The 23,112-nt window shown below is 42.2% G+C and carries 20 protein-coding genes; 14 read left to right on the top strand and 6 right to left on the bottom strand.

Translation table 11 applies throughout. The features are described 5' to 3' along the window. The first annotated feature begins 16 nt into the window (after positions 1 to 16). The 7 genes from udk to G9Q97_RS08195 all read left to right on the top strand — a co-directional run bounded on the left by udk (position 17) and on the right by G9Q97_RS08195 (position 7,853). Positions 17 to 634: a uridine kinase gene (gene udk, locus G9Q97_RS08225; protein WP_166145456.1), complete on the top strand. Its 618-nt coding sequence runs from the start codon at positions 17 to 19 to the stop codon at positions 632 to 634. Between the two features lie 160 nt (positions 635 to 794). After that, complete coding sequence (locus tag G9Q97_RS08220) at positions 795 to 1,175, top strand: hypothetical protein (protein WP_166145453.1); 381 nt, start codon at positions 795 to 797, stop codon at positions 1,173 to 1,175. 93 nt (positions 1,176 to 1,268) lie between these two features. Continuing rightward, positions 1,269 to 4,247: a protein translocase subunit SecDF gene (gene secDF, locus G9Q97_RS08215; RefSeq protein WP_166145450.1), complete on the top strand. Its 2,979-nt coding sequence runs from the start codon at positions 1,269 to 1,271 to the stop codon at positions 4,245 to 4,247. 254 nt (positions 4,248 to 4,501) lie between these two features. After that, positions 4,502 to 5,065 carry a hypothetical protein gene (locus tag G9Q97_RS08210; protein ID WP_166145447.1) on the top strand — a complete coding sequence of 188 codons (564 nt, stop codon included), beginning with the start codon at positions 4,502 to 4,504 and terminating at the stop codon, positions 5,063 to 5,065. Positions 5,066 to 5,144: 79 nt separating this feature from the next. Next, positions 5,145 to 6,398 (top strand): methionine adenosyltransferase, encoded by a 1,254-nt coding sequence (metK, locus tag G9Q97_RS08205; RefSeq protein WP_166145444.1) that lies wholly within the window; start codon positions 5,145 to 5,147, stop codon positions 6,396 to 6,398. 118 nt (positions 6,399 to 6,516) lie between these two features. Continuing rightward, a complete protein-coding gene (locus G9Q97_RS08200; RefSeq protein ID WP_166145441.1) occupies positions 6,517 to 7,032 on the top strand; it encodes a DUF1572 family protein in 516 nt (171 codons plus the stop codon). 59 nt (positions 7,033 to 7,091) lie between these two features. Next, positions 7,092 to 7,853: an EcsC family protein gene (locus tag G9Q97_RS08195; protein WP_166145438.1), complete on the top strand. Its 762-nt coding sequence runs from the start codon at positions 7,092 to 7,094 to the stop codon at positions 7,851 to 7,853. A 2-nt stretch (positions 7,854 to 7,855) separates the two neighbouring features. Here the strand turns inward: G9Q97_RS08195 and G9Q97_RS08190 are convergent, their stop codons facing one another. Together G9Q97_RS08190 and G9Q97_RS08185 are read right to left on the bottom strand one after the other, a co-directional pair. Then, complete coding sequence (locus tag G9Q97_RS08190; RefSeq protein ID WP_166145435.1) at positions 7,856 to 8,947, bottom strand: Gfo/Idh/MocA family protein; 1,092 nt, start codon at positions 8,945 to 8,947, stop codon at positions 7,856 to 7,858. 2 nt (positions 8,948 to 8,949) lie between these two features. Then, a complete protein-coding gene (locus G9Q97_RS08185; RefSeq protein ID WP_166145432.1) occupies positions 8,950 to 9,552 on the bottom strand; it encodes a hypothetical protein in 603 nt (200 codons plus the stop codon). Positions 9,553 to 9,874: 322 nt separating this feature from the next. On the opposite strand from G9Q97_RS08185, the gene G9Q97_RS08180 reads away from it, so the two are divergent. From G9Q97_RS08180 to gap, 3 genes are all read left to right on the top strand, one after another. Further along, positions 9,875 to 10,618, top strand: a complete 744-nt coding sequence (locus G9Q97_RS08180; RefSeq protein WP_166145429.1) for a hypothetical protein — start codon at positions 9,875 to 9,877, stop codon at positions 10,616 to 10,618. Positions 10,619 to 10,652: 34 nt separating this feature from the next. After that, a complete protein-coding gene (locus G9Q97_RS08175) occupies positions 10,653 to 11,237 on the top strand; it encodes a YqaA family protein (protein ID WP_166145425.1) in 585 nt (194 codons plus the stop codon). 235 nt (positions 11,238 to 11,472) lie between these two features. Beyond that, positions 11,473 to 12,465, top strand: coding sequence for a type I glyceraldehyde-3-phosphate dehydrogenase (gap, locus tag G9Q97_RS08170; protein WP_166145421.1), 993 nt, complete (start codon positions 11,473 to 11,475; stop codon positions 12,463 to 12,465). Between the two features lie 3 nt (positions 12,466 to 12,468). Here gap and G9Q97_RS08165 read toward each other — a convergent pair whose 3' ends face one another. Together G9Q97_RS08165 and G9Q97_RS08160 are read right to left on the bottom strand one after the other, a co-directional pair. Then, positions 12,469 to 14,118, bottom strand: coding sequence for an FG-GAP repeat domain-containing protein (locus G9Q97_RS08165; RefSeq protein WP_246255523.1), 1,650 nt, complete (start codon positions 14,116 to 14,118; stop codon positions 12,469 to 12,471). Between the two features lie 306 nt (positions 14,119 to 14,424). Continuing rightward, positions 14,425 to 14,862, bottom strand: a complete 438-nt coding sequence (locus tag G9Q97_RS08160; protein WP_166145418.1) for a response regulator — start codon at positions 14,860 to 14,862, stop codon at positions 14,425 to 14,427. Positions 14,863 to 15,146: 284 nt separating this feature from the next. Here G9Q97_RS08160 and G9Q97_RS08155 point away from each other — a divergent pair, with 284 nt between their 5' ends. Beyond that, the gene (locus G9Q97_RS08155) at positions 15,147 to 15,893 is read left to right on the top strand and encodes a 4'-phosphopantetheinyl transferase family protein (protein WP_166145415.1); all 747 of its coding nucleotides are present in this window, start codon (positions 15,147 to 15,149) and stop codon (positions 15,891 to 15,893) included. A 40-nt stretch (positions 15,894 to 15,933) separates the two neighbouring features. On the opposite strand, the gene G9Q97_RS08150 is transcribed toward G9Q97_RS08155, so the two are convergent. Then, the gene (locus G9Q97_RS08150; protein WP_166145412.1) at positions 15,934 to 19,731 is read right to left on the bottom strand and encodes a DEAD/DEAH box helicase; all 3,798 of its coding nucleotides are present in this window, start codon (positions 19,729 to 19,731) and stop codon (positions 15,934 to 15,936) included. 100 nt (positions 19,732 to 19,831) lie between these two features. Between G9Q97_RS08150 and G9Q97_RS08145 the strand changes: the two genes are divergently transcribed. Further along, positions 19,832 to 20,926, top strand: coding sequence for a 6-bladed beta-propeller (locus G9Q97_RS08145; RefSeq protein ID WP_166145409.1), 1,095 nt, complete (start codon positions 19,832 to 19,834; stop codon positions 20,924 to 20,926). 61 nt (positions 20,927 to 20,987) lie between these two features. After that, complete coding sequence (locus G9Q97_RS08140; RefSeq protein WP_166145406.1) at positions 20,988 to 21,485, top strand: hypothetical protein; 498 nt, start codon at positions 20,988 to 20,990, stop codon at positions 21,483 to 21,485. Positions 21,486 to 21,527: 42 nt separating this feature from the next. Here the strand turns inward: G9Q97_RS08140 and G9Q97_RS08135 are convergent, their stop codons facing one another. Beyond that, complete coding sequence (locus G9Q97_RS08135; protein ID WP_166145403.1) at positions 21,528 to 22,106, bottom strand: TetR/AcrR family transcriptional regulator; 579 nt, start codon at positions 22,104 to 22,106, stop codon at positions 21,528 to 21,530. A gap of 260 nt (positions 22,107 to 22,366) precedes the next feature. On the opposite strand from G9Q97_RS08135, the gene G9Q97_RS08130 reads away from it, so the two are divergent. Beyond that, on the top strand, positions 22,367 to 22,978 hold the full coding sequence (locus tag G9Q97_RS08130; RefSeq protein WP_166145400.1) for an alpha-ketoglutarate-dependent dioxygenase AlkB family protein: 612 nt from the start codon (positions 22,367 to 22,369) through the stop codon (positions 22,976 to 22,978). Positions 22,979 to 23,112: the final 134 nt, after the last annotated feature.

Raw genomic sequence — 23,112 nt, 5'->3', positions numbered from 1 at the left:
AAATATTTATAAGCAGATGAATAAACCTTATATCATAGGCATTACCGGCGGAAGCGCCTCGGGTAAAACCCACTTTCTGGATAAATTGCTCCATGCCTTTGAGCCTGAACAGGTCTGTTTGATTTCCCAGGACAACTATTACAAGCCAAGAAACCTGCAGCCCCTGGATGAAAGGGGCATCCATAATTTTGACACCCCCCATTCCATTGATTTCGAACAGTATGCTTCAGATATCCGGGATATTCAGGGCGGAAAAAGTATTACCCGGCAGGAATATACCTTTAATAACCCCAATAAGAAACCGAGAATACTGAACTTTAACCCGGCACCTGTGGTGGTGGTGGAGGGCATTTTTGTACTGTACTATCCGGAACTTGCCAACCTCCTGGATCTCAAGGTTTATATTGATGCCAAAGACCATATCAAACTGAAGAGAAGGATCGTCCGGGATAAAGTGGAGCGGGGATATGACCTGGATGATGTTTTGTACCGGTATGAGCGGCATGTAATGCCTACCTACGAAAAGTACATTGCTCCCTTTAAACATGACGCTGACCTGATCGTCCCCAATAACCATGGTTTTGAAAGGGCACTGGAGGTAATTAAAATATTTTTAAGGGAAAAAATAAAGTAGGCAGGTTAAGAAGACAGGAACTTTTTCTGGTAAAACAGGTTATTTGTGGTTTTACTCAGGTCCATTCTCTGCTAAAATACTGATTAGCAATAGTTTTGTTCATTTAATTTATTTACTATAACACCACTTTTTTGAAAATTCTTTTTTATATTTGCGGCCCATGGTAAATGACTGGAAACATAATAAGTTGATACGTGAAAGGCTGACACTGCTAGTGGTCATGCTCTTTTGTGTCTTTGTTTCTTCCTCTCAATTTGCGGTAGATATTGATGTAAATTCCTCCGGTGTTGACATACAACTAGATCTGAATGGGGCTCAGGAAGAGGAGCCTTCTCAGAGTGGGGACCAAACTTTCATCCATACGGCCATTGATGCAGTGGTACCCTTTGTTTTGGTTGTTTTTGACCATGCCTACCACTTTATTTATGAGATTGCCGGAGCTGAAAGCCCCAAAGTAAATTTTTACCTGGACGTAGAACCATCTTACAATCATTTATTTGAAATACTTTTTGAGCAGATCATTTCGGTTAATGCTCCCTAAGCAAATCTTTTTCTTTCCATTATTTCTACATCCTGCGGATTAGCCAAGGGTACGTAGATCTTTCCTTAGTTAACAAATAATTAATCAATAACCATGAAAAACAAAGGTATTATCGTTTTTTTAACGGTGGTCATTACGGGATTATGCCTGTACTATCTATCCTTTACCCTGGTATCCAACAGTGTTCAGGAAAAAGCCACTACTTATGCAACCGACGAATCGGGCAATATAGACTTTGACAAAAGGCAAACATATCTGGACTCTGTATGGAGAGAGCCCGTGTATAATTTTCTGGGCATTCCATTTACCTATCAGGAAGTAAAAAACACAGAGCTGGGGCTGGGCTTGGATTTACAGGGAGGCATGCATGTGACCCTGGAGGTGTCTCCTGTAGAGATTGTAAAAGGCCTTGCCGGAGGAAGTAAGGACCCGGAGTTTAACCAGGCAGTAGAAATGGCAAGAGAGCGGGCAAAAACCGAAAATGACCTGTTTGTCAATCTCTTTTATCAAGCATGGCAAGAACTGGCCGGTGACCGGCAGCTGAACACCATTTTTGCCACTGCGGCAAACAGGGGCCGAATCTCATTGGAATCTTCTGATACGGATATCCTCAATATCATCGATGATGAAGTGGAAAATGCCATTGACCGCTCTTTCAATATTCTAAGAACGCGGATTGACCGCTTTGGTACCTCGCAACCCAATATTCAGCGGATCCAAAATACCGGAAGGATTCAAATCGAACTTCCTGGTGTAGACAATGCAGAGCGGGTAAGAAGTCTGTTACAGGGAGTGGCAAAACTTCAATTTTGGGAAGTAGCTGAAATAGACCAATATGGCGATGCCTTACAGCAAGTCAATACATTTTTGGTGGAAGAGGCGGCGAGCCAAAAGACAAATACAACCGATGCAGATACTGATGCCCTGGCAGATACCACCGATTTGGAAAGTGATCTGGCCAGGCAACTGGCTGAAGGCGGCTCCGAAACTGACTCTTTGGGAACCAATGTTTCTCCTCTCTTTTCTCTATTGAAAGCCAATTATGGCCTTGTTTACGAAGTGAGGGACACCATGACTATCAATCGTGTTTTCAATAGGGAGGATGTGCAGGCCTTGTTGCCTAGAGACATTCGCTTCATGTGGTCGGTTAAACCTCAGGTCCAGGATGAAATGGAGTTATTGGAATTGCATGCCATCAAAGCACCGAGAGGAACAGATCAGGCACCTTTGGAAGGCGATGTGATTACAGATGCAAGGCAATCCCTGGATCAAACTTCCAGGCCTGCCGTTAGCATGCAAATGAATGCTGAAGGAGCCAGAAACTGGCGACGACTGACTGCAGAAAACATAGGCAACAGAATCGCGGTGGTCCTGGACAATTACGTGTATACTGCTCCTACGGTACAGGGTGAAATTCCTTCAGGCCAATCGGAAATCACGGGTAATTTTACCATGGAAGAAGCCAAGGATCTGGCAAATATTCTTAAATCCGGTACACTACCAGCGCCTACCAACATAGTTGAAGAAGCGATAGTCGGGCCCACGCTGGGCGTGGAGGCAAGAAATCAAGGTATCAATTCCATGATTGCGGGTTTGGTCCTGGTAGTGTTGTTTATGGTAGCCTACTATTCCAAGGGCGGTTTGGTGGCCATTGCTGCCTTGCTCTTCAACATCTTCTTTATACTGGGTATTCTGGCTCAATTGGGTGCCGCACTTACGCTTCCAGGCATAGCAGGTATTGTACTGACCATCGGTATGTCCATTGATGCCAATGTACTGATTTTTGAAAGAATCAAGGAGGAATTGAGAAACGGGGCAGGCATATTGCAGGCGATTAGCAGTGGTTATGATAAGGCATTTAGTGCCATTCTTGACTCCAATGTCACTACTTTTCTTACCGGTGCTATATTGTACTCTCTAGGTCAGGGACCTGTCAAAGGTTTTGCGATTGTGTTAATGATCGGTATTGCATCTTCCTTTTTCTCCGCTGTATTTATTACCCGGGTAATTGTGTACTGGATGAGCAAAAAAGGAGAAAAGAGTACCATCGCTTTTGCCACCCCCTTCACCAGGAACTTATTGTCCAACCTCAATATAGATTTCCTGGGCAAAAGAAAAATAGCTTACCTGATTTCAACTTCCATAATTATCATAGGTATGATACTGGCGCTCACTTCCGGTTTAAAATTTGGAGTGGACTTTACGGGTGGAAGATACTACATCGTGGAATTTAATGAACCTGTGCCTGCTTCTGAACTAAAAGTGGGTCTGGACAATGAATTTGCCGGATCTGTGGAAGTGAAAACCTATGGGGCAAACAATATTCTAAAGGTAACCACCTCTTATCTTGTCAATGAAGACAACGAGGAAGCCAACAGGGAGGTGGAAAACAAAATTAAAGAGGGTATTGCCAGTGTGACCGGTTTCAACTTTATTGAGGATGCCACGCAAATGTCTGATGGGGCTTTTGCCATCACCGGTTCCAATAAAGTGGGTGCCACGGTTGCTGATGATATCAAAAACTCTTCCCTGGAGGCCATGTTTTTTTCATTGGTAGCCATATTCCTCTACATACTGCTGAGGTTTAGAAAATGGCAATTTTCTTTGGCGTCCATCGTGGCTTTGATACACGATTCCTTGTTTGTGGTGGCAGCTTTTGCCATTGCAAGTGCCTTTGGAGCCACATTTGAAATCGACCAGGTATTTATAGCTGCCATGCTGACGGTAATCGGTTATTCCATCAACGATACGGTGATTGTATTTGACCGGATCAGGGAAAACATTGAAAACCGGGGTACCGGCAAGCTGGTAAAAATGTTCAATGATGCCATTAACCAAACCATGGGCAGGACCTTGATTACTTCTGCCACCACCCTTATAGTGGTATTGGTCTTGTTAATTTTTGGCGGTGAGGTGTTGAGAGGATTTTCCTTCGCCTTATTGATCGGAGTTTTGGTTGGTACTTATTCTTCCATTTACATCGCTACTCCGGTAGTAGTCGATCTGATGAAGCGGGAATTGACCAAAGACCCGGATACCCCGACACCGGCACCAAAGAAAAAAGTAGCCTGATCCATCACAATTTATCTGAAAATAAAAGTCAGTTCCCTGGGGACTGGCTTTTATTTTGTTTTAAATGCAAAATAAATACCCTGAACGGGGTATTGCCTGACTTAGCTCTCTGATTTAACTTGCATCAAATTTAAAATCTATCGATGCAATTGTCTTTTTATTTCATAGCCTTACTTTTGGGGATTCTGTTTTCTGGAATTTACCTCATCATAGGATCTGGTCAAAAAGAATATAAAAGAATCAATCCCCTTGTATTGTTAATATTAATAACCGGATTGCTCTCTGAAGCCATCTGGAACTATACATTGGCTTCAGGAAAGGAAAACTGCCTGCTTTACAATATTTTATATGTTTATCTCAGGCCTGCAGTAATGCTCCTTCTTTACAGCCAATTGCCATACAGTTGTCACCTGCAAAAAAAAGTACTGCCCACCATTGCGGTATTTTTACTGCTTGGGCTGGTTATCAGCCTTTATTTTCAATCCATTTTCACCAATATCCAGTCCTACACTTACCTGATTGGGCATGGTTTGGTACTGTTCTATAGCCTTATTTTTTTCAAGGATATTTTGGTTCAAAGTAAATTCAAAGACACCAATTTGCTTTCCCTTCCTTATTTTTGGATGGCTACTTTGGTATTGTTTTCATTTGGGGAAAGTTATATATTTTTCATTCTCACCTATTATTTCCCCAATCTGGGCACCTATGGCATGGGCCATGTATTTCAGTGGGTACAGTTTTTCGGAGGAATGATGTACCTGTCTTTTGGGCTTTCCTTTTACGCTCCCCTGATTTTTAATCGACGATATAGCTACTAAGTCAGCGGTAAGTAAAAAAATAATTTTTAATTTTAGCCATTAGATGTAGCTTTACGGCTTAATTTTAAAAACGCTTTGTATGTCTTATTTATTTACTTCGGAATCGGTTTCCGAAGGGCACCCCGATAAAATTTCAGATCAGATATCAGATGCTATCATAGACCATTTTTTGGCTTTTGACCCCAATTCCAAAGTGGCATGCGAAACTTTGGTTACCACAGGTCAGGTAATACTGGCCGGTGAGGTCAAGTCTAATACCTATCTGGATGTACAAAAAATTGCAAGGGATGTTATCAACAGGATTGGCTATACCAAAAGTGAATACATGTTTGATGGCAGTTCCTGTGGAGTTTTGTCTGCCATTCACGAACAGTCGCCAGACATCAATCAGGGGGTGGATCGAAGTGATCCTGAAGAGCAGGGAGCCGGGGATCAGGGCATGATGTTTGGCTATGCCATTAATGAGACGGAGAGTTTTATTCCACTCGGATTGGACCTGTCACACAAGCTTTTAAAAGAATTGGCTGTCCTGCGCAGGGAAAATGACCAAATCAAATACCTCAGACCGGACTCCAAGGCACAGGTGACGATTCAGTACAGCGATACCAATGTTCCAGAAAAAATCAATACCATCGTGGTTTCCACCCAGCACGATGATTTCGCAGCCGAAAGTCAGATGCTGGAAAAGATTAAAAAAGATATCATTGAGATCCTTATTCCCAGGGTTAAGGCCCAATTGCCCCCTTCCATTCAAAAGCTGTTCACCGAGGAAATCACCTACCATATCAACCCAACAGGTAAATTTGTCATTGGTGGGCCTCATGGTGATACCGGTCTTACGGGAAGAAAAATTATAGTAGACACCTATGGTGGCAAAGGAGCGCATGGTGGAGGAGCCTTTTCAGGTAAAGATCCTTCCAAAGTGGATCGCTCAGCAGCCTATGCTACCCGGCATATTGCCAAAAACATGGTGGCTGCAGGAATAGCAGATGAAGTTTTGGTCCAGGTGTCTTATGCCATTGGTGTGGCCAAACCCATGGGACTTTACGTGCATACCTATGGCACCTCCAAGGTGAATTTATCCGATGGAGAAATTGCCGGAAAAATAGAAAAATTGTTTGATATGCGCCCTTTTGCCATTGAAAACCGCCTGAGGCTCAGGAATCCTATTTATGAGGAAACAGCTGCTTATGGGCACATGGGCCGGGAGAGCGAAGTGGTTTCCAAAACATTTTTCTCACCCGACAAGGCCTCCATTACATTGGATGTGGAACTCTTTACATGGGAAAAACTAGACCATGTAGACATCATTAAAAAGGAATTTGGCCTTTAAACAAAAGATTAACCAATAATAAAAAGGCAGCCGTTCAGGTTGCTTTTTTTTTTTTCAATTATAAAGGTAAATTGAAGTGTTGTTAAAATTTTCCCTACCTGATTTACCCTAATCAATCATGAACCACACTTCCAACTATTTGAAAAGTAGCCTCGACCTTTTGCATTCGTATAAAAACCTGGGTGAAAAGGCCATGGAACAAGTCTCCGAAGAAAAGCTTTTTTGGCAATATAACGAAGACAGTAACAGCATGGCAACCATCGTCAAGCACCTTTCGGGAAACATGCATTCTCGCTGGACTGATTTTTTGACAACAGATGGAGAAAAACCCTGGCGGGAACGCGATGGTGAGTTCGAAAATGACATCAAAAACAAGGAAGAGATGATGCAGGTATGGGAAAAGGGATGGAAGGTGCTTTTTGATGCGCTGGAATCCCTTACCGAATCCGATTTTGAAAAAAAGGTTTTTATAAGAAATGAGGCCCATACCGTTGTTGATGCCATCAACAGGCAACTTGCCCATTATGCCTCCCATATAGGACAATTGATCTATTTGGGGAAAATGCTGGCCACAGGCCCCTGGAAAAGCCTGAGCATCCCAAAGGGACAATCAAAAACATTCAAAAAGCCCTAATGAATGTATAGAATTGCGGTACTTTATGAAACAATAAAACCAAACTACCACGGCGATCCATGTCAACAACCGAATCCAATCCCGAAAAACTATATGAAAACCTGGCCTACCGGGACCTGATGACCTGGTTACAAAAGACCAAAAAAAAACCCTCCTTACTAAACCGGATGACCAAAGGAACACAAAGGTCTATCAATAACCTGATACCTGAAAAAATCCATAAAGCCATCACCTACGCCATAGAGAAAATGGTCAAAGGGGTCTTGAGCGGAAATGAATACATAGGCCCCAAGGCCTATCCCATCGATCGATTAAGCCTTAGGGAATACAAAGCCCGGAAAAGTATAAAGCTATATACCAAAACAGCTTCTGTAGAAGGAGCCTTAACCGGTGCCGGAGGTATATTGCTGGGTTTTGTGGATTTACCCGCTTTTCTGGCCATCAAAATGAAAATGCTCTTTGAAATTGCAGCCGCTTATGGTCACAATGTACGAGATTACAAGGAGCGGGTGTTTATCCTGTATATTTTCAAATTAACCTTTTCCAGCCAGAAAACCAGGAATGAAACCATTGCAGATCTGGAAAACTGGACAGACCATGCCCAAGCTCTGCCGGATAACCTGAATGATTTTGATTGGAGAAATTTCCAACTGGAATACAGGGACTACATGGACCTGGCCAAACTCGCCCAGCTGATTCCGATCATTGGAGCAGGGGTAGGTGCCATTGCCAACTATAAATTGAGTCAACAGCTGGGGCAAATGGCGATAAATGCTTACCGACTGAGGTATTTTTTAGATAAAATAACTGGTAAACCCTAAGTTTATTTCAAATATACCCGCTCCCCTTTTTTCGCACTTTCCTTTGCCGCATCCAGGATTTCCACTACTATCATGTTGTTTTCCAGGGAGGAAAGGTCTCTGGCACCGACTTTTACTTTGCCTCTGACCACTGCCGCCAAATAAGAAAACGGATCATCATAAGGATAAGGCCTTTGGGATAACATTTCTGTTTTCTCCTGATTTTCACCTGTTCCCCTGCTGATCAATCGGGTATTGTTTTTGGCAATTAAATAGCCAGTGCTACCATATACTTCCATGTCCTTCCTGCTAAAAGGCCAATTCCAGGAAGCCTGAATGACCCCCTGGGTTGTAGGGTAGTCCAATAAAATGGTGGCTTCATCATCCACTTTAGGATAAATATGGGGCTTGATTTGCTTGAGTTCAGCAGTTACCGCAACCGGTTTTTGCCCGTCCATCAGCCAGGTCATCAGGTTGGCACCATAGCAGCCAAAGTCTATCACCGCGCCTCCGCCATTTAAAACAGGATCTGTGAGCCAATCCAAAAACTCCTGATTCACACCAATTTCCTTCGGCCCTTCATGGCCATCATTGATCACTACTCTTCGCAATGGTCCGATGGCTGAATTATCCTTCACCCGCTCTTTAACTTCATGGTTGCTGGCATACCAGGTGGTTTCATAATTGGTAAGCAAATGAATATTGTGCTCTCTGGCCAGGGCTTCCATTTTCTTTGCATGCTCCATACTTACCGCCAAAGGCTTCTCTACCATCACATGTATCCCGAGCGGAGCACAGGCCTGAACGACTTCCAAATGTTCATAAATGGAACCAAATGCAGTTACCGCTTCCGGCCTTACCTTTTCAAAAAGGCTTTCCATATCCTTGTAAACCAAATCCATGCTTATGTCATGGCGGGACAAATACCTCTCGGCCAGATCAGTATTGGGCTCCACGATTCCGACAATTTCAATATCTCCTTTATCCTCCCTGCCCAGGATCCAATTAACATGGGAGTGGGTAAGACCGACAACTGCAATCTTTACAGGGTCCTGTCCCATTGAATGATGCAGGCTTAACAGGCTGGCCATCAGCACAAATATCCATTTTTTCATATTCAGTTATTTTTAAAGGGTTGAATGATTCTTTGAAAGAATCCGGTTCCATTCTTTTTTCTTTTCTCTCTTGCTTTGATCCGGCGATTTTTCTTCTGCTGTTTCCCTTTGACCAATACGGACCTGGCAGAAATACCCACCTGACCACTATACCAGGGTTGTCTGCCGGCAATATTGACGTTGGGCTTGTAATCTACGGAAAAATTTACACCCAAAGCAGTAAACTCCAATCCTGCCACCAGGTCAAGTCCCAACATTGGATTGCCATAAGTTTGAATAATCTGCATGGATTCCGGTATTTTTTCCTGGCTTTCTCCTATACCCAATGAGATTCCTGCCCCGTAATAGTAGTTCAGCCTTTTGCTCAATATCGGGCGGTGTTTTTGAAGCAAGGCATGAAATGAGCTGTTGACATTAAAATCAGATTGCAATATGCCTTCTACTGTAAGTCCTTTCTGAATGCGCTGCTGCACAGAAAGCCCGATGGTCCGGTATTGATTGTTATTGCCGAAACGCAATCCTAAAGAACTTCCATAGCTTTGTCCAAAAGATTCACCCCAAGAAAATAATAGTAATAAAAATAAAACCAGATTAAATTTTTGCATGTGTTGCCAGTAATTTTGACACTTCTCCAACAAAAAACCAGCCAAATCATGGCATTGGGCGCAATAGGTTCAAACAGCCAACTGAATGTATTCCATAGAACATATTTCCTTTAACAGAATATTGCCTGAATAGATCTATTGCGAAAAGCAATTAAATAATTAAATTGAAAGTAAATCCAATGGAATCGACACGATTAAAATCATCATTAAACTCACCGGGCAATGATTATTATAATCGTCAAAGATTCCCCGTCCTACTGGCGTCTGCCGGGCGGTCATGTGGCTTATTAAAAACAAATTATAAACAGATGAAACCCTTCTTATGAAAACTTTACTTATTCTATTTCTTGTTGCGTTGGGTACTTTTGCAAATGCCCAGGACCTGGAAGGTGCCTGGAAACTTACCCATCAAAATGGTGACCCTGTAAATGACCGGGAATTTATTAAAATATATCAAGACGGCTATTTTGCCGTTGGCGCAAAAGAAATAGCAGGTAATAAATTTCTTATGGCAGGGGGTGGAAACTACAAATTGGATGGAAATTCTTATGATGAAAAGTTGGATTTTTTGACGCTGGATCCCGAGCAAGTAGGCACCACCAATACCTACACCCTGGATTTTGCCAATGAACGAATGGTCATTTCCGGAAAAATAAAAGGTGAGGACTTGATTGAAATATGGGAAAAAATATCTTCCAAAGAAGATGAGCTTACCAGAAACTGGGTGATTACCGGAAGAAAAAGAGATGGAGAAATATCAAAAATGACTCCGGGAGCAAGGAGAACAGTAAAAATATTGAGTGGGGGCAGGTTCCAGTGGATCGCTTTCAATTCTGAAACCAAAGAATTTAGTGGTACCGGAGGGGGAACTTATGAAGCCGTTGATGGAAAATACACAGAGCATATCACCTTCTTTTCGAGGGACGACAGCAGAGTAGGAGCCTCCCTGAATTTTGATTATGAAGTGATTGATGGAGAATGGCACCACAGTGGCTTAAGCTCTACGGGCAACCCCATTTATGAAATATGGTCACCCTACGAAGAGGCCTATCAGCCCAACAAATAATAGTTGACCATTTTCCCCAAAAGTAATAATCCTGATGGGTGAATTTACCAATGACGATAAGAGAAAATTTCTCGTCTCCAATGTCTTGAAAGGATTCTTCTATCTGGGCATTTTGCTGTTACTTTTTCTCCTATTGAGGCAATTTAGCAGTGAGGAGGAAAGATACTCCTGGTTTGGTGGCATTTATGATGATGCAGCTCTGGTCATGGGTATATTTGTTTTGTCAGAAATACTTTTTGGTATTATTCCCCCGGAAGTTTTTATGTTATGGTCTCTGGAAACCTCCCTAATAGGCCCCTATCTGATCAGTATTGGAATCCTATCCGTCATTTCTTATGCTGCTGGGTTTGTAAATTTCAATCTGGGCAAGTGGGTGAAAAATAAAAAGTGGATCAGCGGGCTCCGGTTTCCCCGAATACAAAAATATTTAGGTCTTTTTGAAAAATATGGGGGCTACCTGGTCGTGGTTGCCTCCATTAGTCCTTTACCTTTTTCTGCCATATCCTTATTGAGTGGCATGGGTGGGCTGGAAACAAAGAAATACCTGTTTTTAAGCTTATTTAGAATATTAAGGTATTTTGTTTATGGCATCGTATTGGCCGGATTGGGCAATCTTTGATTACCTCGTTTTACCTCAGAATCACCCGGAAAGGTGTTGATATCGGCTTTACCATACCAGGGGAGTCTACAGACAGCCTGATTGTTTTGTACTTCCTGTCATTTCTGACACAGGCCAGGCTATATTGAATCCGAAGTTATAATCTGCTTTAGAGCGGGGTTAATATTCAACCCTTTTTTAGAATTTTTATGGTCTTTGGACAAATTCTTTCCTATTTTCGAAGCAGATTTCAATCATGAAGAAAAAACGAATAGCGGTTAATGGCTGTGGAAGAATCGGCCGTTTGACCATCAAGTTGATATTGGACAGCCCCGACCTGGAATTGGTAGCTGTAAACGACCTTACCGACCCCAAAACGCTTGCTCATTTGCTACAATATGACTCCATACACGGCAAATACGGCCAACGGATCGTTGAAAAAGGGGGCAATATTCATATAGGAGACAAGGTGATTCGGATTTTTGCTGAAAAAAACCCTCTTTTAATCCCCTGGAAAGACCTGAATATAGATGTAGTTTTTGAATCTACCGGAAAATTTACCGATCGGTCTGGTGCCGAAATGCATCTTAGGGCAGGTGCCAAAAAAGTAATCATTACCGCCCCACCAAAATCCCCGGATGTACCCATGGTGGTGCTTGGGGTAAATGAAGCCATTTTGAAAGGTGATGAAGACATAGTATCCAATGCTTCCTGTACCACCAATTGTCTGGCACCCATGGTTAAAGTGCTGGATGATGCCTTTGGGATAGTCAAAGGCTTTGTATCCACTGTTCACTCCTATACCAATGACCAAAACCTGCATGATGCTCCCCATAGGGATCTTCGCAGGGCCAGGGCAGCTGCTTATTCCATTATTCCGACCAGCACCCATGCTGCAGAAGCCATGGAGATCGTACTGCCAGAACTTAAGGGAAAAATTGAAGCATCGGCCATGAGGGTACCGGTCCCGGATGGTTCACTGACCGACTTGATAGTATTGTTAAAACAGGAAACCAGTGCCGCATCCATTAACCAGGCCTTTCTGGAAGCCTCCCAAAACAGGTTTAGAGGAATCATTGAATATGCAGAAGACCCCCTTGTTTCAATAGATATTGTGGGCAATCCCCATTCTTGCATCCTGGATTCCGGATTAACTTCTTCCATGGGAAACCTGGTCAAGGTGGTGGGCTGGTATGACAATGAATCGGGATACTCTAACCGGCTGGTGGAGTTGGTAAGCAAACTATAGTAGTTATCTGAGTCCGTTTTCCAACCAGAGAAAGGGTAAAGAACCCTCCACCCATTTATCAAAGTAATCGGAATAATCTGTTCCAAAAACCATGGACCCCAGCAGGATATCCAGATCACCATCGCCATCCATATCTCCCACGTCCATGGCCATCCAGCGCCCTTCTGCCGCAGCCGGAAAAGTACCGGCCTCAAAATCCATGGAACCCTGGTTTTCCAGATAAACAAAACTTTTTTCAGGTGCATTTTCGTAATCGGGGAAAAAGGAAATAGCGGCAATATCCACATCCCCATCCTGGTCAAAATCGGCTGGAACAGCCTTATAGGCGCCATTCAATGGATAGAAAAACTCCTCCTTGAACCGGTTGTTTCCGTCATTGATAAATATCCTGATTCCGTGATAGGGTTTTGCGATAGGGTCATAATCCGCATTGTCACCATTGGTATAAATGATGTCCATATGCCCGTCCTCATTGAAATCAAAAAGTTCGAAATAACTGGATCCGTAACTGGCTGGAAACCTCAGCACGCTTTCTTCTACAAAATTTCCATTTCCCTGATTATAATAGATGAAAATTCCTTCATCACCCTGCCCAAACAAGGCGATTATATCCTCCTTGCCATTGTTGTTCAGGTCCCTGATATAGGCTTTCGTGGCACCTGGTTTTTGGCGCAAAATCCGTTTGAGGTAATTCCCGTTTTGATCTTGCTTCCACCAGGCCAGGCTGCCTGTTTGTTTGCCGTATTCACAAATAACCATGTCTTCCAGTCCATCCCCATCCAGATCCCCTCTATCCATGTGCACCGGGCGTTGCAGGTTTCGTGCAATAATGGGAGTGGGCTGACCCGGACCATCTGGTAAGCGCATCACAAAACCCAAATCCATATCTGTGGGATTAAAGGTCCCGATTACCAAGGCATAATCATACCGCTCACCTTCATGGATCCAGACCGTTCCCTCCGGACTGGGAGCCGTTTTTTGCACCTGAAAGGCATTGTTCATGATGGCAAGGGAAGACCTCCCCACATCACTGATGTAAAACCGGTTCGGACCGCTGATATGTACCATCAATGTCATGGGATTTCTGGTCTGGCTATCCGGCCTCCTCAATGAAAATCCTTCCAATCCTATCCGGATATCATTTTCCACGGGCCCATCCAGTTTATCAGGAGCCTGTTCCAAAAAGTAGGCACTTATTTTATTGAAAACCAAAGTGTCTATGGTAGGAGACTCCGGAAAAACATTGTTTCTGGCTACAATCTGTCCAGCCCTGCCTCCTTCCATTAACCAATCTCTGGTGGTATCATCAGCGTATATTCCATAATAATGGCCCATTCTAGGTAATATGGTCTTCCAGGTTTCCTTGTCCAGAAGTGCCGGATCAGGATACTGGTGGCAGCCTGTGCAATAACTTTTAGCCAGGGAAACAGCCGGCTGGTCGATAGGATCTGGCTTTTTTTGAAAATGGCTCTTTTTTGGTTGTTTTTCCTGATTTTCCCTTGTCTTTTCATTGGAACTACTGGTACAACCACTTCCTATCAGGAAGAAAAGACAAACCTGGATTAGTAATGGGAAGATATTGACATGAAATCGCAAGGATTGGTAGCTAATTGACATGTTTGCAAGCACTGCTAATGCAGCTTTTTTTTTCATGGTTTCCGTAACTTATATACGCCTCCGGAACTGGGTTTTTCACCTTACGAAGATAAGGCATAGCATGCAAAGAAATTGGGTTTTACTTTTTTTTGATAGGTTTCCATTTCAAAACCAGTGTATCGTCAATCTCCCTGCCCTTGGTGTCAGATCCTTCTCCCCACATACCTCCCGTACCCGCCCGAAAAAAATCGAGACAGGCTCGGTTTTTTGTCGGACCAGCGCTTTTTGCGTACCTAAATGTAGCTCTTCGATTTGTTTTATTTTTTTCGGTGGGTTTCTTCTTTAAAAATTGGAATGAATACGTCATCTGTAAACTGTTGCCGGGGCGTTTTCTACAATTTGATGTTCTATAGTAGCAAAAAGTCTTGCACTGTCCATGGGCTTCACCAGAAAATCATTAAAGCCAGCTGAAAGGCCTTTTTGCCGGGCTTCTTCGGAAATATCAGCCGTGAGGGCAATGGCAGGAATATTACTGTACGCCATACCGCAATGTCCCTGCCGAATGGTTAGTATGGTTTGGAACCCATCCATGACTGGCATTTGCAAGTCCATCAAAATCAAATCAAATCCAGGGAGCAGCAATTTTTCCAAAGCTTCTTTACCATTAACAGCAAAATCTGTAATGGTGTTTTTCCAGGTTTTAAAAATTGATTTCATGATCAATCCAAATATGGGATCATCTTCTACCACCAAAAGCTTCTTTCCTCCCAGATCAAAATGAGTATTCACCAGTTCTTTCATTTTATGGCTAATAAAAAAGTGTAAAAAACATCTATTAAGTTTATTGATACATTAAAAATAAATGATTCAAAATTATATTCCAAATCATTGGGATAAACACCAATTTTATAGCGATTTGTTCCGCTTTTTAGCCCTCCATTTTTTCTGCTTAATTCATAGTATGGCTTTAGAATCAATCCTGGCTATTTTCCAAATCGAACTCAACCAAAACGTACCTATGGATATGCAACTTATTTGGTATATTGATTCTTCCCATGATCAGGAATAGGTGCTATATTTAACCCATGTTTCAGGTCAATATTTTTTGCGATGAACCAGGAGCCCCAGAATGGAATGAACATACTGCTGCGCTTCCTGCAAATTTTCTGCACGTCTGGCGGGCACCGGTCCACATGCCCCGGCAAGACCTGGATTCCATCATGGCATTGATGAATGAGGAAGAGGTTGAAAAGGCAGAAAAGTTTTACCTCCGGGAAGACAAAATCCGATATGCCATCGGGAGAGGATTTCTACGGAGGCTGATAGGCCATTACTTGAACATAGATCCCAAAATCGTATTGTTTCGCCGCAACAAGCACAATAAACCAATATTGGAGGCCTACAATAACTTCCATTTCAACATCAGCCATGCTGGTGATTGGGTGGTTTTTGCCCTGAGCAAAGCAACCATAGGAATTGATATTGAGCCCATAAATGCAACCTTTGATTACCAGGAAGTAGTAACGCAGTTTTTTGACCCTTCTGAAATTGACTTTATTACTAAATCAGCCTACCCTTACCCATCATTTTTTAAAATTTGGACCCGGAAAGAAGCTTTTCTGAAGGCTTTGGGATGGGGTTTGACTGATCATCTCCATCAATACTGCTTTCTGGATAGAAGCCGGTCTATTTCTTTACCAGAGCCCATTGAACATAGGGGTTGGCAGATAAAAAGCTTTTTAATGGAAGAAAAATATTATCTGAGCCTGGCTTATCCCAAAACAGAAATGCTACCGCGTTTTTTTGATTGGAATGCCCTTGGTAGTTCATAGGTTTTTTTGGAAAATACCTCCATATAACTGAAAATCAAGTTTAATCAAACAAGGATAACATGCCTTCTCCATCCAGAGTACCCAAAAAACTGTCTCCTTCCACAATGACTTCTTTTGCCATTTTACTTTTGGCCGCCTGCAATTTCATGATTTTCTCCTCAACGGTATCCTTGCAAATCATCCGGTATGCGATGACATGCTTTTCCTGCCCCATCCGGTAGCATCGGTCTATGGCCTGATTTTCTACTGCCGGATTCCACCAGGGGTCCAGAATATAGACATAATCGGCTGCAGTTAGATTGAGGCCGGTGCCTCCCGCTTTCAAACTGATTAAAAACACCCTTTTTGAGGGGTCTTGTTGAAATTGGTTCACCCTTGATTCCCTTTCCTTTAGGCTGGTTTTTCCATCTAGATAGGTATAGGATACATGGTTTTCCTGAAGTCTTTCCTGAACAATATCAAGCATTTTAACAAACTGGCTAAAAACCAGCAATTTATGATTGCCCGTTTTCTCCAGTATGTGTTCCAACAGCAGGTCAATCTTTGCCGAGGCATCTTTTCCCACGGCATGGTTTACCAGGCGGGTGGCATCACAAATCTGCCTCAACCTCGTCAATCCTTCCAAAACATACATTTTGGACTGTCCGGCACCTTCTTCTTCAAATTTCTTCATCAGATAATCCCGGAATTCATTTCTGTAGGCATCATACACCTTGCGTTGTACGGGATCCATCTCGCAATAAAGGTACTCTTCCGTCTTATCTGGAAGTTCTGTTAGCACCTCCTTCTTGGTTCTTCTCAGGACAAAGGGCTTGATTTTTTTCTGCAACTCATCCAAAATACCTGTATTCCCCTTTTTCAGTGGATCCAGGTAATGGTCTTTAAAGCCTTTAAAGGATTGGAAAAAGCCAGGATTTACAAAATTCATTTGTGCATACAGCTCTGCCAATCCGTTTTCTATGGGCGTCCCTGTCAGGGCTATTTTTAATTTACCGTTGAGTTTGGTGATGGCTTTATATCGAAGGGACTGCGTATTTTTGATGGCTTGAGACTCGTCGGCAATGATGATATCAAAAGTAATTTGTTTCAGAAGCTCCAGGTCATTGATTACCAGTCCATAACTGGTGAGTAAAACCTCATGCCCCTGTAGGGCTTCCACGCTATCGTATCGGGAACCATGGTGGATAAAATAATCCAGATGTGGCGCAAATTTTTCCAACTCGTCCTTCCAATTGAATAACAGGGTAGTAGGAGCCACTACCAGCACTTTTGTTCCTTGCTTCTCCCTCATTTTGCAAATCAGGCTGATGAGTTGGAGTGTCTTGCCCAGGCCCATATCATCTGCCAGGATGCCGCCCCAGCCGTATTCCTGAAGAAAATTCAGCCAATTCAATCCCACCTGTTGGTAGGGTCTTAAGTCGGCCTTTAATTTTTGGGGTATTTTGGTATTCCTGATACTGGAAAATTGCTTTAACCTTTCCTTTTTCTCTTCAATCTCTTTAAGTATTTCCGGAAAATCATGAATTTCCTCTACCTCATCCAGCAGGTTGAATTGGGTTTTGGAGATTTTGATTTGCTCCTTTTCGGTTTCTCCGGACCGAAACAGCCTGCTGAATTTACGCACCCACTCTTCCGGTAATATTCCTATGGTGCCATCCGACAATTCCACATAGTTCCGGTTTTTGTCCAGGGCACTTTTGATGTCTTTTAATTTCACCTTGTTATTGCCAAAAGCTACCTGTGCGTTGAGTTCAAACCAGTCCTGGGTGGAGCCAAATTCCATGGTAACTTTCGGTGGAAAAGGAGAATATTTTTTGATCTTGATGTTTTCCAGGCCAAATACGGTAACTTTATTGGCTTTTAAGGTTTCAAATGCTTTCATAAACCACAGGTTTTCCATAAACGCATCGTGGTTCAAATGAAAGAAACCCTGATTTCCGCCCCGCTCAAAATTAGGATGCAGGGCTTTCAAAAAAGCCAGGAATTCATCTTCGGCATCCTCATCCCTTAAATACAGTGTTTTCGTTTCGGGGTCCATGATACTGTTCCCCTCTAGTGGGTTGGAAAAAGCCCTGGGTCCATATTTCAGGGCGGGTCGGAAAATCACCAAGCCGGTTAATTCAGAAATATAGAGTTGTTTCTGTAGTAATGGGCTATGATCGGCTTCCTTGAAAAGACCGGATTCGTCCATGATTTCAATATTTTTAGACAGGGGTAGTATTATTTTCTGAACATATTCATCCACATCTTTTTCTAAAAATTGCAATACCGTATAATTGAGCAGCACCTTTAAAGTCAGCAACGCTTCTTTTGTCTGAAATGTCAGCAACCAGCGGTGCTTGTACAGGGCAAAGGCAGCGAAAAGGCTCAATTCATTTTTTTCATTTTCCATCTCCAGTTTGCCCTCATCAGTGCTGATAAGCGGATGCAGTTCATATATCAGCCCCTTTTTGCTGATCTTCAGTCCAAGCCTGGCTGGAAGAATTCTCAGTGCTGCTCCAAAGTTCTTTTTTTGAATTTTACCCTTTTGGTACTCATAGGCAGGAGCCTGATAAGTCGAAAGGTGATAGCCATCCATTGAAGTTAGAAAATCTTCAAAAAGTGAAAATATTTGATCCGTTTTCTTTTTTATTATGGCCTGGTTAAGTTTTTCTGCGGCCAATAGTGCTTCATCCATTCCTGAATTCTTGGCCAATCTTGGATCATAGGAATCGGCTATTGCTGTAAATCTGACGGAAAAATCCGAGGGCTTGTTTTTACTTCCCTTGGCCATGAAGGAAAGGATCCCCTGAAAATTATCATAATGGTCTATGACAAGTGCAAAACCGGGATTATACTTGCCCAATTCATCGGTTTTAACATTGGGAATCAGTTGGTTCGATGCCGCAAGATCGGCCATCCGTATTCCCTCTTCAATGAATTTCTTCGAAAGGCGATCAATGTGGTAAAGCCCGCGGAGGGGTCCTGCAGGAAACATGACAACCTGACCTTCGTAAAACTCAAATCCAAAGGCTTTAATAGGATCTTCCAACTGATCCAGAAGGCCCCACTTCCTCAATTGGTCTGCCGCAGCTGTCTTCCTTTGCCCGGAAGTTAGGTAATACAGGTCTCCCAGCCCCGACTGGCTGAACCTTTTTTTCAGCCATTCCAGTCCTGTCCGAACCAGGTATTTTCTTTGGAAATCCCCGTTGATGATGATTTGTTTTCCGTCATAATGAATTTTCAAAAAATGGAATTGCCCATTGATATCCACTGAATAAGTGATCCCGTTCTCTAACAATTCGGTATTGTATAATCTTTCATTAATGAATTTGCCAGGAGTTATATCCATTTTTCCCCCCAATTGAGGAATCTCCTTTTCTGAACAGGGGATGGTAATGGGAAAAGATAATTCTTCTTCTTCAGGTTCCTTCTTTTCTACTTTCAGCGTTTTCTGGTTTTCCATCCAGGGTGGTGGGAATTTTTGATAATCCACACCAGTGGTCAACGCCAGATAATAGATTGCTGCAGCCACATGTTTGCATTGATGATTTTCTATAAAATAAACACACTCGCAGGTTATGGGACTTTCTTCCGGTTTATCAGGTAATTTTTCAAAGCCTTTTTCATCCCTTAGTACATTCCGGTTAAGCTGTTCCAAACTTATACTCACTGAATAAAAAGGCTCCATATTGCCCGCTACATCAAAAAAATAAATTTCCTTGGCTGGGTCAAAGTAGATAAAATCCACTTTTCCCTCACGGAAAAGCGTAAAACCCCTGTTTAGCAAATTTGGCTCCAATAAAGATTTGATTTTGGACAGCTGACTTTTATGGAAAAAGGGAAGACTCATATTCATCCAAAATTAGTTTACTTTTTTATGGTAAAAAATTTTTTCGATAATTAGCTGCTCTTGGAAATCTGGTTTTAATTTACTAGTTTGAAGAAAATATAAACACATGGAAGCTAGATTTCTACTACAATGTATCCTTTGGATTTCTTTATTGGTTGCTTGCAATAAGACAATCGAACAAAAAGACGGATTACCACAGATTGAATTAGAAAAAATAAAGGAAATCAGTACACCTTACTCGATCGAAACCATAACTCCTTTGGAAACCGATACCGCAAATCTAATCGGAGACCACCTAACGGTAAAATTTTCAGAAAACTCCTTTTTTATTTATGATGAAAGTGCCAGAGATGCCGTCCACCAATTTGATCTTGATGGAAAATACCTGGGCAAATTCGTAGAAATCGGTGAAGGACCCGGTATGCTAAGGGGCATCAATGATTTTATCCCGACTCCCGAGGGGATGGACATCCTTAGTGTAAAAGGTGATCAGGCTGAAATTATCCGCCTGGATAAAGAAGGTCAACAGCTTGAAACCATCAGTATTGATTATATGGGAACCTCTTTTGCTCCCTTGCCCGGAGATCAATATGTGGCTTCCGGGAGTTACAATCTTCCCTTTGTAAAAAACAGGCTGGCGGTAATCAATGAAAAGGGAGAAACCATCAATGAATGGTTACCCAATACCCATGAAATTTTACCCTTTGGGGAGAAGAATTTTTATACCCTTGGTGAGCATGTTTTCTTCCATGAAATTTACAATCCCAACACCTACATGGTACAGGCAGACAGTCTCCTGCCTCGATATCAATTTGATTTTGGAAAATACAGCATTCCCGAAAGATTTTTTGAGATGGACTGGATGGCGGGTTTCGAAATGCTCAACCAACAGGGATTTGCCACCATTTCGCAGTACTGGGAGAATGAAGACAAAGCTTTTTTTGAAGTGGCTGTTCAGGTAAATGGCGAGTTGAATAAACACCAGGTCATTTTAGAAAAAGCGAGCGGGGAAGTAAGCAAAAGGATTATCTCGGCTACAGAACTAACCGCTTTTTATAGTCCTGTAGGCTTAATGGACGATCTTCTGGTATTCATCGCGCAAACGCCGGATTACCTAATACTTGAGACAGATCAATTGCCGGAGAATAGCCCTAAAATTCAAGAAGGGGATAACCCGGTTTTGTTATTCGTAGAATTTTGAGATTCCCGGACTAGTTGTTTACAACACCTTGCTGTTTTCACTTACGAACCTATATAAACTTATGCATACCTATACCCTACTTTTGCTACTTTGTATCTTATTTGTTTTCGCTGGTTGCGGCCCTTCTGAAGATAAAATTATTTTTCCCGAGAATTTAAAGACTTATCAGGTTTCAGACAGCCTTACCTTTAATCCAGACTGGTTCTCAGCTGAAAAAAAATTGGTGGTGGTTTCCAAACAACTTTATGTATTTTCCATGCCCTTTATGGACATCATAGAGGAATATGATAAGGAAATGCCAGTGATTATTGTAATTACCAGAGAAGATAAGGGTGAAATTATTCAGAGACTGACCGAATATGAGTTTCCCTATCCCTTTATACATGATCCGGATGGCTTGTTTATTGAAGAAAACCAATTATGGAAGCGTTTTGGTTATCAAGAGAAAAATACAATCGCTACATTTTTTATGGAAGGGGGTTTCATTTCCGAATTGGGTAGTGCCGAAATTGGTATGAGGCAGCTATTCAGAAAGAAATTGGATGAGTTTTTGAAATAATTGGGTACAAAATTAGTTTCGAATTGGTTCTTCCTGGTGTTTTTATTCCACTTCTAAAATCTGCAATACCTGTTCTACTGCTGCCATTTGCCGGGAAGGTGCCGCCTCTATTTTGGAGATGACCTGAACCCCGTTATACAGTGTATAAAGCAGATTAGCCATCGCCATCAGGTCTTTTCCTTTTGGAAACTCCCCCATTACCTCACCGGATTTCAGGTAGTCGAAAATAATTTTCTCGAAAACTTTTTGGCTATCTCTGAGGATTTCCTGCAGATGCTTGTCTTCCGGCATTAGGGCAGCTGTTAAATTGACGGTGAAACAGCCTTTGCGGTCCTTCCTTTCTTTGAGGGCACATTCAAATAAATTTCGGATTCCGTCCCGGGCATTGGGTTGGGAATACAATGCTTCAAGTATGGCTGCTTTGTTACTCTCCCGGTAATTTTCAAAGGCATTTAAAAACAAATCCTCCTTACCTTTAAAAGTATCATACAAACTTGCCCTGTTAATTCCCAGGTGACTGACCAAATCCTGAACAGAAGTGGCATGATAGCCTTTCTTCCAAAACAATTCCATGGCCCTGTCTAAGACTTCAGATGTATCAAAAGATTTTGCCCTTGCCATGCTTGAGTGATTGGTGGATTTCACCAAATATATATTATTGGAATAATCATTCCAAAAAATAAATAAGGAATTTTGATGCTGAAATAGACAAAAAAGTATTTCTTCCCTGATTTAATTAAGGAATCTTTGCAATAATTCCTATCATCTGAAGATACTTCATCCTTTTAAAAACGTTTTGAACCGATTGTTCTTAATCCTTCATGCTACTGTTTCCTATTTTTATTCGGAAACAAAAGCCCAATTCAAACCGTTTTGGAGGCATGAAACTGTTTGACAATAATGCCACTCCATCTAAAAATTTATTGCCAACGGACGGAACCGTGCATTACTGGGGAAAAATCATGGCTGAAAAAATGGCGGATCACTATTTTAAGGCATTGTGGGAAACCATCGCCTGGAAAAATGATGAAGCGGTGATTTTTGGAAAAAAAATGATCACCAAAAGGAAAGTGGCCTGGTATGGTGACAGGGAGTTTGAATATACCTACTCCAATATTACCAAAAGGGCCCTTCCCTGGACCCGGGAACTTATGGAATTGAAGGCCATTACTGAGAAACGAACGGGTGAGGTCTTTAATTCCTGTTTGCTTAACCTGTATCATTCAGGTGAGGAGGGGATGGCCTGGCACAGTGATGGGGAAAAAGACTTGAAAAAGCATGGTGCCATTGCTTCGCTGAGTTTTGGTGCGGAGCGAAAATTTGCCTTTAAACACAAACAAAGCAAGGAAACCGTCTCTTTATATCTGGAAAATGGCAGTTTGCTGCTCATGAAGGGCAGTACCCAAGACCACTGGCTGCATCGGCTACCCCCTACCAAAAAGGTCCTGGCCCCAAGGATCAACCTGACTTTCAGGTACATTATAATTAAATGAACAATGAGTATTGATAAACAGGGTTTAATGGTAAATTATTACGAGTTGGATGTGTGAACCCCTTCCAAACAAAATGAGCAATTCCCTGATTTTCCTTTTCCGTATCTATTTTTTGGGGGAACTGTTTGAACAAA

Origin of the sequence: Cyclobacterium plantarum, assembly GCF_011290685.1 — a bacterium.
GTDB classification, from domain to species: domain Bacteria; phylum Bacteroidota; class Bacteroidia; order Cytophagales; family Cyclobacteriaceae; genus Cyclobacterium; species Cyclobacterium plantarum.
Note: the sequence above shows the minus strand (reverse complement) of the source record. Positions and strands in the feature narration are given on the sequence as shown.